12 protein-coding genes and 2 pseudogenes are annotated in these 17502 nt (G+C 53.6%); 10 read left to right on the top strand and 4 right to left on the bottom strand.

The window, feature by feature from the left end:
- Window positions 1–3 precede the first annotated feature (3 nt).
- The 6 genes from lptB to npr all read left to right on the top strand — a co-directional run bounded on the left by lptB (window position 4) and on the right by npr (window position 4263).
- A complete protein-coding gene (gene lptB / locus FDW98_RS19275) occupies window positions 4–729 on the top strand; it encodes an LPS export ABC transporter ATP-binding protein (protein ID WP_040234138.1) in 726 nt (241 codons plus the stop codon).
- A gap of 46 nt (window positions 730–775) precedes the next feature.
- Window positions 776–2209: an RNA polymerase factor sigma-54 gene (rpoN, locus tag FDW98_RS19270; protein ID WP_096755501.1), complete on the top strand. Its 1434-nt coding sequence runs from the start codon at window positions 776–778 to the stop codon at window positions 2207–2209.
- 22 nt (window positions 2210–2231) lie between these two features.
- A complete protein-coding gene (gene hpf, locus FDW98_RS19265) occupies window positions 2232–2519 on the top strand; it encodes a ribosome hibernation promoting factor (protein WP_003025078.1) in 288 nt (95 codons plus the stop codon).
- A gap of 83 nt (window positions 2520–2602) precedes the next feature.
- The gene (gene ptsN / locus FDW98_RS19260; RefSeq protein WP_096755500.1) at window positions 2603–3094 is read left to right on the top strand and encodes a PTS IIA-like nitrogen regulatory protein PtsN; all 492 of its coding nucleotides are present in this window, start codon (window positions 2603–2605) and stop codon (window positions 3092–3094) included.
- Between the two features lie 45 nt (window positions 3095–3139).
- Window positions 3140–3994 carry an RNase adapter RapZ gene (gene rapZ, locus FDW98_RS19255; RefSeq protein ID WP_096755499.1) on the top strand — a complete coding sequence of 285 codons (855 nt, stop codon included), beginning with the start codon at window positions 3140–3142 and terminating at the stop codon, window positions 3992–3994.
- Entirely contained in the window at window positions 3991–4263 is a 273-nt protein-coding gene (gene npr, locus FDW98_RS19250; protein WP_096755498.1) for a PTS phosphocarrier protein NPr, read from the top strand. Before rapZ ends, npr begins: the two co-directional genes overlap by 4 nt.
- Before the next feature lie 136 nt (window positions 4264–4399).
- Here npr and mtgA read toward each other — a convergent pair whose 3' ends face one another.
- From mtgA to FDW98_RS19230, 4 genes are all read right to left on the bottom strand, one after another.
- Window positions 4400–5119 (bottom strand): monofunctional biosynthetic peptidoglycan transglycosylase, encoded by a 720-nt coding sequence (gene mtgA / locus FDW98_RS19245; protein WP_096755497.1) that lies wholly within the window; start codon window positions 5117–5119, stop codon window positions 4400–4402.
- A complete protein-coding gene (gene elbB, locus FDW98_RS19240; protein WP_096755496.1) occupies window positions 5116–5769 on the bottom strand; it encodes an isoprenoid biosynthesis glyoxalase ElbB in 654 nt (217 codons plus the stop codon). Before elbB ends, mtgA begins: the two co-directional genes overlap by 4 nt.
- 229 nt (window positions 5770–5998) lie before the next feature.
- Window positions 5999–8335, bottom strand: a complete 2337-nt coding sequence (gene arcB, locus FDW98_RS19235; RefSeq protein ID WP_096755495.1) for an aerobic respiration two-component sensor histidine kinase ArcB — start codon at window positions 8333–8335, stop codon at window positions 5999–6001.
- Between the two features lie 195 nt (window positions 8336–8530).
- The gene (locus FDW98_RS19230; RefSeq protein WP_096755494.1) at window positions 8531–9460 is read right to left on the bottom strand and encodes a TIGR01212 family radical SAM protein; all 930 of its coding nucleotides are present in this window, start codon (window positions 9458–9460) and stop codon (window positions 8531–8533) included.
- A gap of 686 nt (window positions 9461–10146) precedes the next feature.
- Here FDW98_RS19230 and gltB point away from each other — a divergent pair.
- The 4 genes and pseudogenes from gltB to FDW98_RS23855 form a co-directional block, all read left to right on the top strand.
- Window positions 10147–14607 (top strand): glutamate synthase large subunit, encoded by a 4461-nt coding sequence (gltB, locus tag FDW98_RS19225; protein WP_137398931.1) that lies wholly within the window; start codon window positions 10147–10149, stop codon window positions 14605–14607.
- Between the two features lie 12 nt (window positions 14608–14619).
- Window positions 14620–16038 carry a glutamate synthase small subunit gene (locus FDW98_RS19220; RefSeq protein WP_096755493.1) on the top strand — a complete coding sequence of 473 codons (1419 nt, stop codon included), beginning with the start codon at window positions 14620–14622 and terminating at the stop codon, window positions 16036–16038.
- 211 nt (window positions 16039–16249) lie between these two features.
- Window positions 16250–17317, top strand: a pseudogene (locus FDW98_RS19215) (YhcG family protein).
- Window positions 17318–17338: 21 nt separating this feature from the next.
- Window positions 17339–17437 (top strand): annotated as a pseudogene (locus tag FDW98_RS23855) (glutamate synthase); the annotation flags it as partial.
- Window positions 17438–17502 lie beyond the last annotated feature (65 nt).

Genomic DNA, 17502 nt, shown 5'->3' with positions numbered 1-17502 from the left:
GTTATGGCAACATTAACTGCAAAGAACCTTGCAAAAGCCTATAAAGGCCGCCGAGTGGTGGAAGACGTCAGTCTGACCGTCAACTCTGGGGAGATCGTCGGTCTGCTCGGCCCTAACGGTGCGGGCAAAACAACGACCTTTTACATGGTGGTGGGCATTGTGCCGCGCGATGCGGGCAACATCATCATCGATGACGAAGACATCAGCCTGCTGCCGCTGCATGCACGCGCCCGTCGCGGCATCGGTTATTTACCGCAGGAAGCCTCTATTTTTCGTCGTCTGAGCGTGTTTGATAACCTGATGGCGGTACTGCAAATTCGTGACGATCTCTCCAGCGAACAGCGCGAAGATCGTGCTAACGAACTGATGGAAGAGTTCCATATAGAACACCTGCGGGACAGCCTGGGACAGTCGCTGTCCGGGGGGGAACGTCGCCGTGTGGAAATCGCTCGTGCATTAGCTGCAAATCCGAAATTTATCCTGCTGGATGAACCATTTGCGGGCGTTGACCCGATCTCCGTTATTGATATCAAACGTATCATTGAACACCTGCGCGACAGCGGACTCGGCGTGCTGATCACCGACCATAACGTGCGTGAAACGCTGGCGGTCTGTGAACGCGCCTATATTGTGAGTCAGGGACATCTGATAGCACACGGCACGCCAACCGAAATACTGCAAGACGAACACGTTAAGCGCGTATACCTTGGGGAAGACTTCAGACTCTGATAGGGTAGAAGACGTCACGTTACTGCAGGAGAAAACCACTCTGAACATGAAGCAAGGTTTGCAACTCAGGCTTAGCCAACAACTGGCAATGACGCCTCAGCTACAACAGGCTATCCGTCTGTTGCAGTTGTCTACGCTGGAACTTCAGCAAGAACTTCAGCAAGCGCTGGAAAGTAACCCATTGCTCGAGCAAACCGATCTTCACGACGAAATTGATACCCAGGAAAAACAGGACAGCGATTCCCTCGATACCGCAGATGCTCTCGAACAAAAAGAGATGCCGGAAGAGCTACCGCTGGATGCCAGTTGGGATGAAATTTACACCGCAGGCACGCCGTCGGGCACCAGTGGGGATTACATCGACGACGAACTGCCTGTGTATCAGGGTGAAACCACGCAATCATTACAAGATTACCTGATGTGGCAAGTGGGATTGACCCCGTTCTCGGATACCGATCGCGCCATTGCGACGTCAATTGTCGATGCGGTTGATGACACCGGATATCTCACCGTTTCTCTGGACGATATTCTCGAGAGCATGGGTGATGACGACATTGGACTCGATGAAGTCGAAGCCGTGCTAAAACGCGTTCAACGTTTTGATCCGGTTGGCGTGGCGGCAAAAGATCTCCGCGACTGCCTGTTGATTCAACTGTCGCAGTTTGACAAAGCCACACCATGGCTGGAAGAAGCCCGCCTGATCATCAGCGATCACCTCGATCTGTTAGCCAATCACGATTTCCGCTCGCTCATGCGCGTTACCCGGTTGAAAGAAGATGTGCTGAAAGAAGCCGTCAACCTGATCCAGTCGCTGGATCCGAGACCCGGGCAGTCGATCCAAACCGGTGAGCCAGAGTACGTGATCCCAGATGTACTGGTGCGCAAACATAACGATCGTTGGGTCGTCGAACTGAACAGCGACAGCATTCCGCGTCTACAGATTAATCAGCACTATGCCGCCATGTGCAATGGCGGGCGCAACGATGCCGACAGCCAGTTTATTCGCACCAATCTCCAGGATGCAAAGTGGCTGATTAAAAGTCTGGAAAGCCGTAACGACACGCTGTTGCGCGTCAGTCGATGTATTGTTGAGCAACAGCAAGCCTTCTTTGAGAAAGGTGAAGAATTTATGAAGCCGATGGTGCTGGCGGATATCGCCCAGGCTGTCGAGATGCACGAATCGACCATTTCCCGAGTGACCACGCAAAAGTATCTGCACAGTCCACGCGGCATTTTTGAACTCAAGTATTTCTTTTCCAGCCACGTCAACACTGAGGGCGGGGGCGAAGCCTCTTCTACAGCGATACGCGCACTGGTGAAGAAATTAATTGCTGCGGAGAACCCTGCGAAACCGCTGAGTGACAGCAAGTTAACCTCTATGCTGTCAGAACAGGGTATCATGGTGGCGCGCCGCACCGTTGCGAAGTACCGAGAGTCTTTATCCATTCCGCCGTCTAACCAGCGCAAACAGCTGGTCTGACCCAACCGATAAGGAAGACACTATGCAGCTCAACATCACTGGAAACAACGTCGAAATCACTGAAGCACTGCGTGACTTTGTGAACACAAAGTTCGCCAAACTTGAGCAATATTTCGACCGGATTAATCAGGTCTATATTGTGTTGAAGGTGGAGAAGGTGACACACATCTCGGATGCAACACTGCATGTGAACGGTGGCGAAATTCATGCCAGCGCGGAAGGTCAGGATATGTACGCCGCCATTGACGGTTTAATTGATAAACTGGCTCGGCAGTTAACAAAACATAAAGATAAACTGAAACAGCACTAACTTGTCCGGGCAGTTAGCGGGTGCAGGACGGCCTGTTGTGCAGCACAACGGGCCATTTGTACAGTTAGCGCTTAGGTGAAATTATGACAAATAACGATACGACTCTACAACTGAGTACTGTTCTTAACCAGGAATGTACGCGCTCTGGTGTTCACTGCCAAAGCAAAAAACGCGCTCTGGAAATCATCAGCGAACTGGCAGCAAAGCAGCTCAGCTTGCCTTCTCAGGTGGTATTTGAAGCCATTCTGACGCGTGAAAAAATGGGCAGTACCGGCATCGGCAATGGTATTGCCATTCCGCACGGAAAGCTGGAAGAAGACACGATGCGCGCGGTCGGCGTGTTTGTGCAGCTAGAAACGCCTATCGCGTTCGACGCCATTGATAATCAACCGGTCGATCTGTTGTTCGCCCTGCTGGTTCCCGCAGACCAAACCAAGACGCATTTGCACACCTTGTCACTGGTTGCAAAACGTCTGGCGGATAAAACCATCTGTCGCCGCCTGCGTTCCGCGCAGAGCGATCAGGAGCTGTATCAAATCATCACGGACACCGAAGGTGTACAGGATGAAGCATAACAACCCAATGGCACCCTTTTTTGTCGTTGTGAGGAGAAACAGTACATGGTACTGATGATCGTCAGCGGTCGTTCAGGGTCAGGCAAATCTGTTGCCCTGCGAGCGCTGGAAGATATGGGTTTTTACTGCGTGGATAACCTTCCCGTAGTGCTGTTGCCCGATCTGGCCCGCACCCTGGCCGATAGCCAAATTTCTGCGGCCGTCAGCATTGATGTGCGCAATATGCCTGAGTCACCAGAAATTTTCGAGCAGGCAATGAATAACCTGCCTGAAGGTTTCTCGCCGCAGCTGCTGTTCCTCGATGCTGACCGTAACACGCTGATCCGTCGCTACAGTGATACCCGTCGACTGCACCCACTCTCCAGCAAAAATCTGTCACTGGAAAGTGCTATCGATAAGGAAAGTGACTTACTGGAGCCACTGCGTTCCCGCGCGGATCTGATCGTCGACACCTCTGAAATGTCCGTGCACGAGCTGGCAGAAATGTTGCGTACCCGACTGCTGGGCAAACGTGAACGTGAACTGACCATGGTATTCGAGTCCTTTGGCTTCAAGCACGGCATCCCGATTGATGCGGATTACGTCTTTGACGTGCGCTTCCTGCCAAACCCACACTGGGATCCTAAACTGCGTCCGATGACCGGCCTGGACAGGCCCGTCGCCGCGTTTCTCGACCGTCACACAGAAGTACACAATTTTATCTACCAGACTCGCAGCTATCTTGAGCTATGGTTACCCATGCTGGAGACCAACAACCGCAGCTACCTCACCGTAGCCATCGGCTGTACCGGCGGGAAACACCGATCGGTGTATATTGCAGAGCAACTGGCTGACTACTTCCGCTCTCGCGGTAAAAACGTGCAGTCACGCCATCGCACGCTGGAAAAACGCAAATCATGACCGTAAAACAGACTGTCGAAATCACCAATAAGCTGGGCATGCACGCCCGGCCTGCGATGAAGCTGTTTGAATTAATGCAGGGTTTTGAGGCGGAAGTGCTGTTGCGTAACGATGAAGGTACAGAGGCGGAGGCAAACAGCGTCATCGCCCTGCTGATGCTGGATTCCGCCAAAGGTCGCCAGATAGAGGTTGAAGCCTCTGGCCCACAGGAAGTAGAAGCCCTGGCAGCGGTGATTGCGCTGTTTAATTCGGGGTTTGACGAGGATTAGTCAGTACAGAGCTACCATTTCAGCACGTAGCGAGTAGGTCGGATAAGGCGTTTACGCCGCATCCGGCAATGTCGTTGTGTCGTATTCTGCCTGATGCGCTGCGCTTATCAGGCCTACAAAAACAGCGTCAGCATCGCTAATACAGCTTATTTTCCCGCATAAACGACTCACCGCCTAACTGGCGCATTTGCCTCATGACCCATGCCTGCCGGTTACGTACATAGCCTGACGGGGCATTCGCCTTAAAACGCAGAGGATTTGGCAGCACCGCCGCCAGCAGCGCTGCTTCAGACTGACTCAGGCGGCTGGCCGGTTTATGGAAATAACGTTGTGCTGCCGCTTCTACGCCGAATACACCGTCGCCAAACTCGGCGATATTCAGATAAACAGTCAGAATACGTTTCTTACTCCACACTGTTTCCATGCCCAGTGTGAGTCCGGCCTCAAGACCTTTACGCACCCAACTGCGTCCATCCCACAGAAAGAGATTTTTTGCTGTCTGCTGCGAGAGCGTCGATGCTCCACGAATGCGGCTTTCATTGCGCTCATTATGCGCCAGCGCCTTTTCTATCGCAGAGACATCAAATCCCCAATGCTGCGGAAATTTTTGGTCTTCTGCGGCAATAACCGCCAGTCCCATCCACGGTGAGATCTCATCCATACTGACCCAGTCAGAATGCGCCACATAGCCGAAATCACCGTGCAACCAGGCGCTAATTTGTCGTTCAGCCATCACCGCTGAAAAGGGCACGGGCAGCACGCTGAAGAGGGCGATGCCCCCGCCCCAGAACACGGCGAGGACAATGACCGCCCGCAGAAAGAGTCGCCGCAAACTGGCGGTCACCCCTTTTTTCATTCAGTCAGCACCAGCACACGCGAGACCAGCTTGTCGATACCGCTCGCCGCCTGGGCAATATCCTGTGCCAGCATATAAGCCGGCGTGGTGACGATTTTGTGGTCTTCATCAACCACAATATCATCGACCGGACACGGCACATGCTCTGCCCCCATATCCTCCAGCACTTCCGCAGTATCGATATCAGTGCCAATCGTCAGACGCAGCGGAAAATCGAATATTTTAGGCAGCATCGCTGGAGCAATACACATGAACCCCAACGGCTTACCGGATTGATGCATGGCGACTACCAACGCGGCTAAGTCGCTATCCACCCGGCATTCGCTTCCCTGGCTGGCGAAATTGCTCAGGTTCTTCGCTGCACCGAATCCACCTGGGACAATCAGCGCATCCAGTTCAGCAGAGACCGCCTGGGCAAGCGGGCGAATATCACCACGGGTTATACGTGCAGCCTCAATCAGGACATTGCGGGTCTCCTGCATGGGTTCGCCCGTCAGATGATTAATCACATCTGCTTGTTGTTTATCCGGCGCAAAGCAGATGGCCTGAGCCCCGTTGCGGGCAATAGCCAGCAGCGTTAACACGGCTTCATGGATCTCCGAGCCGTCATACACGCCGCATCCACCGAGCACTACGCCAATTTTCTTCATCGTGATACTCCTTTCGCAACTGGCTGTAGCATATTAATAATTCTTATTAAAATGCTACGCTTCACACATTTAACTGATTCATGTAACAAATTATTTAAGATTTGCTATCTTAACTGCGTGCGGCCTGAAAATTAGGGCTGCGCCCTTGTAAACAATGATAATAATTTACGGCGCAGCCACGATTTCCCTGGTGTTGGCGCAGTATTCGCGCACCCCGGCTAAGCCGGGGTCATTTTTTTTCAACACTCGCCACCCAGGCTCTTAATACCGCCACGTCGTGCTGCCACTCCTGCTTCATCTCTTCAATCCATTCCCCCACGTTGTCCTCCCAGGCAGGAAGGTCCGGGGATTGAATTTGCTGACCCAGCTGCTGCAGATGGCGCAGTCCCACTGACCCCGCGGCACCTTTGATTTTATGGCCTTCCTCAACAACGCCTTTTTTATCACGCGCGGTCAGGTTGGACTCCAGCACACTTAAATAACCCGGCATCATCTTCTCAAATACCGCCAATCCGTCGGTAATTAACTTCGGTCCCACCAGCTCGAGGTATTGTTCCAACATGGGAATATCTAACAGCGCTTGCGATTTACTGCTTTCTTCAGATGTCACAGTGCTCTCCTCTTTGTTTCGGGTATCCCAGTATTTTTTAATCATGGCGGTTAACGCCGGTACCGACAGCGGCTTGCTCAGCACGTCATCCATACCCGCTTCCAGATATTCTTTTTTGTCTTTCAGAACGTTAGCAGTGAGCGCCACCAGCGGCGGCAGATCTTCCCGCGCGTACTTTTGCGTTAACTCTCTGGAGATATCCAGACCCGTCATATCCGGCAACTGAATATCCAACAGTACCAGGTCGTACTCACCCGGTTTGAACATTTCCAGCGCGGCTTTCCCGGTCATGGCGACGTCCACGCTGTTACCCAGTTTTTCCAGCACCGAACGGGCGACAATCACGTTCAGTTCAATGTCCTCAACCAGCAGCACATTCAGGGCAGGTAACGGCATGTCGTCTTCCTCGAAGGCGTCTTCAATCTCTTCCGCAACGGCTGGGGCATGAACGGTAAGGGTAAAGACGGAACCTTTCCCCGGATGGCTGGAAACCGTAATATCGCCGCCCATGTTTTTCGCCAGACGACGAGACACTGCCAGACCAATCCCGGTCCCGGTGGCCGGTTTACCGCCATTGCTGTCCTTCACCTGATAATACATGGCGAAGATTTTATCCTGCTCATCCTGCGGAATACCGATACCAGAATCTTCCACTTCAAAATGCAGCATGTTGCCTTTGTCATAGCGCGCCCGCACTGTGACCTGCCCTTTCTGGGTAAACTTCACGGCGTTGCTGATCAGATTCCACAGGATTTGACGCAGACGCGTCCCATCGGTAATGACCTTATGCGGCAGCGGCAAGGTCGGATCAAGTACAAAGCGCAGCCCTTTTTGCTGCGCCTGCAGGCCGGAGAGGTTTTCCAGATCTGCCATAAAGCTGGTGAAATCTATCGGCTGGTTATCGAGCTGAACTTTACGCCGCTCCATCTTATCCATGTCGATAATATCGTTGAAAATATTCCCAAGCGTAACGGCAGAAACATGGATAGTTTTCAGGTATTTTTCCTGCTCAGCGGTCAGATCCGTATCCAGCAGGATCCGACTTAAACCGACAATACCGTTCAGCGGCGTACGCAGTTCGTGGCTGATGGTGGAAATAAAGGTCGTCTTGTCACGGCTGGCACGTTCAAGTGCATCCTGGTAGCGCTTGCGCTCGGTAATATCGCGGCCAAAGCCCATCAGGCCGTGTCGTTTACCGACGCGGTCGTAATAAGGCACTTTACGAATTTCAAAGCAGGCTTTACGTCCGTCCGGGTAATCCAGCCATTGTTCATAGGTCAACGAGACATTATGGCGGAACACTTTCTCGTCGGTTTCGATAACTTTTTCAGCCGCTTCTGGCGAGTAAACTTCAATCGGTTTTAAATTCACCAGCTGCTTTTCGCTCTTGCCGGTCAGCAATTCCATGGCGCGGTTACAGCCGGAGAACTCTTTATCTTCATTGCGATAAAAAACCAGATCCGGTGAAGCATCGAGAAAAGAACGCAGAAAAGAGGATTGTTGTTCCAGTTGGATCTGCGCTTCTTCACGCTCTTTAATTTCGACTTTGAGTTGTTCAAACGTTTCCTGGCGCTCCGCTTCCGCCTTTTCACGTTCGACAATCTCCTGGTTAAGCTGCGCAATATTGTCCTTTAACTGCACGTTAAGCTTGAGATCGCGTTCGCGCATCTCTTCCAGCTTCTGCACCAGTCGTGACAGGCGTTGCCGGGACTCCTCCAGTTGCTCCACGACCACTGACAGGAAGTAGACCGCCCAGGGGGTAATTAACAGGCCAAAAAAGATGGAACGTATTACATCAATACTTTCTACTTCACCATGCAGCACCATGGTGACGGCCATTTGCACCACTATGGCCAACACCACCAGAGCCAGCGCCAATAGCAGCGAAAAGCGCACCAGACCTAATTTCATCATCAGGTCGACATAATACTGCGCCAGCATTCGAATTTGCTTCATAGAGGGTTCCTTCACGACAACTTGGCACAATAATACTCAATTCTCGGCGTGACGTTTGAGATTGTGCAATAAATGCGGAGGCTATCGGTGAAATGACTGAGGAGAGGTCATCGTAGACCTGATAAGCGAAGCGCCATCAGGCAAGCAGGCGCAGATTGCCGGATGTCGGCTTTGCCTTATCCGGCCTACAAAGGGTTAGCTCCCCGGCTGAGCCCACGGCGTTCCAAGAGCGGAGCCTTGTACACCATGCTCATTGAGATAACGGTCCAGTTCGACCATTCCGGTCCAGCGATTTTCACACCACAGCGGCGCCAGTAACATCGGGCGACGGGCGCTGGCAGAAATACGATGATAAATAACCTCTGGCGGCGTATGGCGAATCATCTCGCCCGCCGTCACGGTGTAATCGGCCAGCTCAATACCGCTCAGACGCCCAGCTTCCCAGGCCTTCGCCATAATGCTGCCCTTCACGATATGCAGCGGATGCAGCTTAATGCCATCAACGCCGGTCTCCACCACGCGCGCCAGCGTTTGCAGACATTCCGCTTGCCCTTCTCCCGGCAGGCCGACAATCAGATGTGAGCACACTTTCAACCCACGCTCACGCGCCAACTGCGTGGTGCGTTGATAGCAGGCAAAGTCATGCCCACGGTTAATACGGTGCAGCGTTTTATCATGGGCCGTTTGCAGCCCCAGTTCCAACCACACCTCGTAGCCCTGATCTTTATATTCGCACAGCAGATCGAGCACCGCCTCTGGCACGCAGTCAGGGCGCGTCCCGACGCACAGCCCGACAATATTGGCCTGAGTGACCGCCTGCTGGTACATCGAACGCAGCACCTGCACTTCGGCAAAGGTGCTGGTATAGGCCTGGAAATAGGCCAGGTAGCGCTTGGCGCGATTCACCAGTTGAGCCTGATGTTCGAGCTGCTCAGCAATCGAATGATGCTGCTGTGCCTCATCGGCAAAGGAGGCGACATTACAGAAGGTGCACCCGCCACGTCCAATGGTGCCATCGCGATTTGGGCAGCTAAACCCGCCGTGCAGCGTGAGTTTATGAACCTTTTGCCCATAACGACGAGAAAGATCCCCACCAAACATATTGACTAATTTCTGTAACTGCATAATCTGATAGACCGCGCCTTGAAAAGAGGCCAAAGCCTGCCATTTTTAGCCCCCGTCGGCGATGACCTGGATCAATCGCCCCGGCGTGCTTTTATTCATTGCATATACAAGCAAAATAAATGAAATTTCATTCAATCAAAATGTGATTACTTTTCCTTATATCCGATGATTTTTTTATCTTCCGACGGCCAACAGATAAAAACAGTATCTTTAAGACGCGTAAATTCTATAAACCAGCATAAAATGCCAAATATCGCGATAAACAAAGGGAGGACAAGCGATAACGGACCTTTCTGACAGTGAGACAGATCACACTTCCCTCGCCATCCACCGTGCGTTAAATCAATGTAAAAATGCTATTAATTTCAATATATTCATATCGTTAATCGACCTATAGCACATTTTTGCATAAATAAGATTGCCATTTGACCTGTGTGTGGATTCCCGATAACGTGGAAATCCGCTGGAAGCTTTCTGGATGAGCAGCCTGCTCATCATATTTATGCAGTAATTGAGATTCCCTCTGAAGCAAGTCCTCAAACTTGTTTGACCTATGCGAAAAGGATTAAAGAGGGCGAATGCGAGGTGAGCGTATAACGCGCAACCCCCGTCGCCATGCTCTTGGTGTGCCTGTGCGCAAACGGTATCGGAGAGGCGTCCCGCAGAGCCTGGGGAGGTTCACTGATATGTTGTACGATAAATCCCTTGAGAAGGATAACTGTGGTTTCGGCCTGATCGCCCACATAGAAGGCGAACCTAGCCACAAGGTAGTGCGTACCGCCATACACGCACTGGCCCGTATGCAGCACCGTGGAGCCATCCTCGCGGACGGTAAAACCGGCGACGGCTGTGGCCTGTTATTACAAAAACCCGATCGCTTTTTCCGCATTGTTGCGCAAGAGCGCGGCTGGCGTTTAGCCAAAAACTACGCGGTCGGCATGATCTTTTTAAATAAAGACGCTGAACTGGCGGCGGCGTCTCGTCGCATCGTTGAAGAAGAGTTACAGCAGGAAACCCTGTCGATTGTGGGCTGGCGCGACGTGCCGACCAACGACGGTGTTCTCGGTGAAATTGCCCTCTCCTCCCTGCCCCGTATTGAGCAAATTTTTGTTAACGCCCCTGCGGGCTGGCGTCCACGCGATATGGAGCGCCGTCTGTTCATCGCGCGTCGCCGCATCGAAAAACGTTTACAGGACGATAAAGACTTCTACGTCTGTAGCTTGTCCAATCTGGTCAATATCTATAAAGGTCTGTGTATGCCGGCGGATCTGCCGCGCTTTTACCTGGACCTCGCGGACCTGCGTCTGGAATCGGCCATCTGCCTGTTCCACCAGCGCTTTTCCACCAACACCGTACCGCGCTGGCCGCTGGCCCAGCCGTTCCGCTACCTGGCGCACAACGGCGAAATCAATACCATTACCGGTAACCGCCAGTGGGCGCGCGCCCGTACTTATAAGTTCCAGACCCCGCTGATCCCGGATCTCCACGATGCCGCGCCGTTCGTCAACGAAACCGGCTCCGACTCCAGCTCAATGGATAACATGCTCGAACTGCTGCTGGCAGGCGGGATGGACATCATCCGCGCGATGCGCCTGCTGGTGCCACCGGCCTGGCAGAACAACCCGGATATGGACCCGGAGCTGCGCGCATTCTTTGACTTTAACTCCATGCACATGGAGCCGTGGGACGGCCCGGCAGGCATTGTCATGTCTGACGGTCGCTTTGCCGCCTGTAACCTTGACCGTAACGGCCTGCGCCCGGCGCGCTACGTCATCACCAAAGACAAGCTCATCACCTGCGCCTCCGAAGTGGGTATCTGGGATTATCAGCCCGATGAAGTCGTCGAGAAAGGCCGCGTCGGTCCCGGCGAACTGATGGTGATCGACACCCGCTCGGGTCGCATTCTGCACTCGGCGGAAACCGATGATGACCTGAAAAGTCGCCATCCGTACAAAGAGTGGATGGAAAAGAACGTCCGCCGTCTGGTACCGTTTGAAGACCTGGCTGACGATCAAGTCGGCAGCCGTGAGCTGGACGACGACACCCTTGCCAGCTACCAAAAACAGTTTAACTACAGCGCCGAAGAACTGGATTCCGTGATTCGCGTGTTGGGTGAAAACGGCCAGGAAGCGGTCGGTTCAATGGGCGATGACACCCCGTTTGCCGTGCTTTCCAGCCAGCCGCGCATCATTTATGACTACTTCCGTCAGCAGTTCGCGCAGGTGACCAACCCGCCTATCGATCCGCTGCGTGAGGCGCACGTGATGTCGCTGGCCACCAGCATTGGTCGTGAGATGAACGTCTTCTGTGAAGCCGAAGGCCAGGCGCATCGCCTTAGCTTTAAATCGCCGATCCTGCTGTACTCTGATTTCACCCAGCTCACCACCATGAAAGAGGAACATTATCGCGCTGACCGGCTCGATATCACCTTCGACGTGAGTGAAACCACGCTGGAAGAGACCGTCAAGGCGCTGTGCGATAAAGCCGAACAGATGGTGCGTAACGGCACGGTATTGCTGGTGCTCTCTGACCGTAACATCGCCAAAAATCGCCTGCCGGTCCCGGCACCGATGGCGGTTGGTGCGGTGCAAACGCGTCTGGTGGAACAAAACCTGCGCTGCGACGCTAACATCATCGTCGAAACCGCCAGTACCCGCGATCCACATCACTTCGCGGTACTCCTCGGCTTTGGTGCCACAGCGATCTATCCGTATCTGGCCTATGAAACGCTGGGGCGTCTGATTGACACTCACGCTATTGCCAAAGATTACCGGACCGTGATGCTGAACTACCGTAACGGCATCAACAAAGGTCTGTACAAAATCATGTCCAAAATGGGCATTTCGACCATTGCCTCCTACCGCTGTTCGAAACTGTTTGAAGCCGTTGGCCTGCATGACGACGTGGTGGCATTGTGCTTCCAGGGCGTGGTCAGTCGCATCAGCGGCGCAGGCTTTGCCGACTTCCAGCAGGATCTGCTGAACCTCTCCAAACATGCCTGGTTGGCGCGCAAACCGATTAGCCAGGGCGGCCTGCTGAAGTACGTTCACGGTGGCGAATACCACGCCTACAACCCGGACGTGGTACGCACCCTGCAACAGGCAGTACAAAGCGGCGAATACAGCGACTACCAGCAATACGCGAAGTTGGTTAACGAGCGTCCGGCAGCAACGCTGCGCGATCTGCTGGCTATCGCACCTGGCAATGAAGCAGTAAGTACTGACGACGTCGAACCCGCAACCGAGTTGTTTAAACGTTTTGATACCGCAGCCATGTCCATCGGCGCGTTAAGCCCGGAAGCGCACGAAGCGCTGGCCGAAGCGATGAACAGCATCGGCGGTAATTCCAACTCCGGCGAAGGCGGTGAGGACCCCGCACGCTATGGCACCAACAAGGTGTCACGTATCAAGCAGGTGGCTTCTGGTCGCTTCGGTGTAACCCCGGCGTATCTGGTCAACGCTGACGTCATTCAGATTAAGGTCGCACAGGGCGCGAAGCCCGGCGAAGGTGGTCAGTTACCGGGAGATAAAGTTACCCCGTACATCGCCAAACTGCGTTATTCGGTGCCGGGCGTGACGCTGATCTCCCCGCCGCCACACCACGATATCTACTCTATCGAGGACCTGGCGCAGCTGATTTTCGACTTAAAACAGGTTAACCCGAAGGCGATGATCTCTGTGAAGCTGGTTTCCGAACCGGGCGTCGGTACCATCGCCACCGGCGTGGCAAAAGCCTACGCGGATCTGATAACCATTGCCGGTTACGACGGCGGCACCGGCGCCAGCCCGCTCTCTTCGGTGAAATACGCAGGCTGTCCGTGGGAACTGGGGCTGGTAGAAACTCAGCAGGCACTGGTGGCTAACGGTCTGCGCCATAAGATCCGTTTACAAGTTGATGGCGGTCTGAAAACCGGCGTCGACATCATCAAAGCAGCCATTCTCGGTGCGGAAAGCTTCGGCTTTGGTACCGGCCCGATGGTCGCGCTGGGCTGTAAATACCTGCGTATTTGCCACCTGAACAACTGTGCAACCGGTGTAGCAACCCAGGACGAAAAACTGCGGAAGAACCACTACCACGGTCTGCCGTTCAAAGTGACCAACTACTTTGAGTTTGTCGCCCGTGAAACCCGCGAGCTGATGGCATCGCTTGGCGTAACACGCCTGGTGGATCTGATTGGTCGTACCGACCTGCTCAAAGAGCTGGACGGGTATACTGCCAAGCAGCAGAAACTGGAGCTGTCTCATCTGCTGGAAACCGCACAACCTCACCCAGGCAAAGCGGTGTACTGTACTGAGAACAACCCACCGTTCGACAACGGCGTGCTCAACGCGCAGCTGCTGCAACAGGCCAAACCATTTGTTGATGCGCGCCAGAGTAAAACTTTCTGGTTCGACATCCGCAACACCGACCGTTCTGTCGGCGCATCACTGTCGGGCTATATCGCTCAGACGCACGGCGATCAAGGGCTGGCTTCCGACCCAATCAAGGCGCATTTCAGCGGTACCGCAGGCCAGAGCTTTGGCGTGTGGAACGCGGGCGGCGTGGAGCTGTATCTGACCGGCGATGCCAACGACTATGTCGGTAAAGGCATGGCGGGCGGCCTGCTGGCGGTACGTCCTCCGGTCGGTTCTGCCTTCCGCAGCCATGAAGCGAGCATCATCGGCAACACCTGCCTGTACGGCGCAACCGGCGGTCGTCTGTTTGCCGCAGGACGCGCGGGTGAGCGCTTTGGGGTACGTAACTCAGGTGCCATCACTGTGGTCGAAGGCATCGGTGACAACGGCTGTGAATACATGACCGGCGGCATCGTCTGTATTCTCGGTAAAACGGGCGTCAACTTCGGCGCAGGCATGACGGGCGGGTTCGCCTACGTGCTGGACGAAGACGGCGAATTCCGCAAACGCGTGAATCCGGAGCTGGTCGAAGTCCTGAGCGTGGACTCGCTGGCTATCCACGAAGAGCATTTGCGTGGACTGATCACCGAGCATGTACAGCATACCGGTTCGTCACGCGGAGAAGAGATCCTGGCCAACTGGCCGGCATTCTCGGCGAAATTCGCGCTGGTTAAACCGAAGTCCAGTGATGTGAAAGCACTGTTGGGTCACCGTAGTCGTAGCGCAGCTGAGCTGCGCGTGCAGGCGCAGTAAGGGGTAGCAGCAATGAGCCAGAACGTATACCAATTTATCGACCTGCAGCGCGTTGATCCGCCGAAGAAACCGCTGAAGATCCGCAAGATCGAGTTTATCGAAATCTACGAGCCGTTTTCCGAAGGCCAGGCCAAGGCGCAGGCAGATCGCTGCCTGTCCTGCGGCAACCCGTACTGCGAGTGGAAATGCCCGGTGCACAACTACATCCCGAACTGGCTGAAGCTGGCTAACGAAGGACGTATTTTTGAAGCAGCCGAGCTGTCACACCAGACCAACACGCTGCCGGAAGTCTGCGGTCGCGTGTGTCCGCAGGACCGTCTGTGTGAGGGTTCTTGCACGCTGAACGATGAGTTCGGCGCGGTAACCATCGGCAACATTGAGCGCTATATCAACGATAAAGCGTTTGAAATGGGCTGGCGCCCGGATATGACCGGCGTACGCCAGACCGATAAACGCGTCGCCATTATCGGTGCCGGTCCGGCAGGGCTGGCCTGTGCCGACGTACTCACCCGTAACGGCGTAAAGGCGGTGGTGTTTGACCGTCATCCGGAGATTGGCGGCCTGCTGACCTTCGGTATTCCGGCCTTCAAGCTGGAAAAAGAGGTAATGACCCGTCGTCGTGAAATCTTCACCGGTATGGGCATTGAGTTCAAACTCAACGTAGAAGTGGGTCGTGACGTGCAGCTCGACGATCTACTGAAAGATTATGACGCTGTGTTTCTCGGCGTCGGAACCTATCAGTCGATGCGCGGTGGGCTGGAAAACGAAGATGCCGATGGCGTATTCGATGCCCTGCCGTTCCTGATTGCCAATACCAAGCAGTTGATGGGCTTTGGCGAAAGCAGCGACGAGCCGTACATCAGTATGGAAGGCAAACGCGTGGTGGTGCTGGGCGGCGGTGATACTGCGATGGACTGCGTACGTACTTCCGTTCGTCAGAACGCCTCACACGTGATTTGCGCCTATCGTCGCGACGAAGAAAACATGCCTGGCTCGAAACGCGAAGTAAAAAACGCGCGTGAAGAAGGTGTAGAGTTCCAGTTCAACGTGCAGCCGCTGGGCGTGGAAATTAACGCCAACGGCAAAGTGTGCGGTGTGAAAATGGCGCATACTGAAATGGGTGCACCGGACGCACAAGGCCGCCGCCGTGCGGAGATCGTGCCCGGTTCTGAACACGTGGTACCCGCCGATGCCGTGGTGATGGCATTCGGTTTCCGTCCGCACAGCATGGAATGGCTGGCAAAGCACAGCGTCGAGCTGGATTCGCAGGGCCGCATTATCGCCCCGGAACGCAGCGACAACGCGTTCCAGACCAGCAACCCGAAAATCTTCGCCGGTGGCGACATCGTGCGCGGTTCGGATCTGGTGGTGACGGCAATTGCCGAAGGCCGTAAAGCCGCAGACGGGATCCTGAATTACCTGGAAGTGTAAAAAGCCTCTCTGCTGGCCCCCTGCCAAAATTCACATTGCTGGATGGGGGCCTGTTTTCTTCTGCCTCACACATTCACGTCATTCCTGGAAAGCGACTCGCAAATGCTGATGCAAGTCCATGTAATGCAATCGTCATGGATTGACGGCATTAGACCTCGAGCGTATTGATAACGATATATTTTCATTTCGCAACTATCACGCCAAGGAAGACATGAATACACTCACCTCGACACACCATGCTGAGGATTATCAGCAAATCCATGACGGAATAATCCATTTATTGGATAACGCCAGGACAGAAACGGTCCGCAGCATCAACGCAATTATGACGGCAACCTATTGGGAGATTGGCCATCGAATTGTCGAATTTGAACAAGGCGGTGAAGCGCGAGCGGCTTACGGTACTCAACTGATTGAACGTTTGTCCGTCGATTTAAACCAGCGGTACAAACGTGGGTTTTCCACGGGAAACTTGCGACAAATACGAGCGTTTTATCTTTATTTTCAAAATATTGAAATTCAGCAGACAGTGTCTGGTGAATCTTCCCGTCTGGCACAACTCGCCAAAATTTTCCCGCTTCCCTGGTCAGCCTATGTCCGCCTGCTATCGGTTAAAAATCCTGATGCCCGCATCTTTTACGAGAAAGAGACGCTACGTAACGGCTGGTCAGTACGGCAACTCGACAGGCAAATCACCACCCAATTTTACGAAAGAACATTATTATCCCACGACAAAACCGCCATGTTATAGCAGGTCGCCCCCACCGTCGCTGACGTTACGCCAGAACAAGCAATAGGTGACCCGTTCATTCTTGAATTCCTAGATTTAAAGGACGAATATTCTGAATCTGACCTTGAAGAAGCGCTGATAAACCACCTGATGGATTTTATGCTGGAACTCGGTGATGATTTTTCCTTTGTGGGTCGTCAGCGTCGCTTACGCATTGACGATAGTTGGTTTCGCATCGATCTGCTGTTCTTCCACCGACGCTTACGCTGCCTGCTCATCGTTGACCTCAAGGTAGGAAAATTCAGCTACGCCGATGCAGGGCAAATGAATATGTACCTGAATTACGCCCAAGAGCACTGGACAATGCCTGGAGAGAATCCGCCCGTAGGCTTAATCCTGTGCGCGGAAAAAGGTGCTGGCGAAGCTCACTATGCCCTAACCGGTTTACCTCATAAAGTGCTTACCAGCGAATACAAAATGCAGTTGCCTGACGAGAAATTACTGGCGGATGAACTTGCCCGTTCACAAACTCGATTAGCGTCTCAATGAGATCATTCACGGAGCGACTGAGCCAATGGCGACATCGTGCGCGGTTCGGATCTGGTAGTGACGGCAATTACCGAAGGCCGTAAAGCCGCTGACGGGGTCCTGAATTACCTGGAAGTGTAAACACATCTTTTCTGGCATCTCGTCCGCACATATGGATGAGATTCCGGATATCCGTCTTCTCTTCT

Origin of the sequence: Citrobacter sp. wls711 (assembly GCF_005281055.1) — a bacterium.
In the GTDB taxonomy this organism is placed as follows: domain Bacteria; phylum Pseudomonadota; class Gammaproteobacteria; order Enterobacterales; family Enterobacteriaceae; genus Citrobacter; species Citrobacter gillenii.
This window is presented reverse-complemented; position numbering and strand designations above follow the sequence as displayed.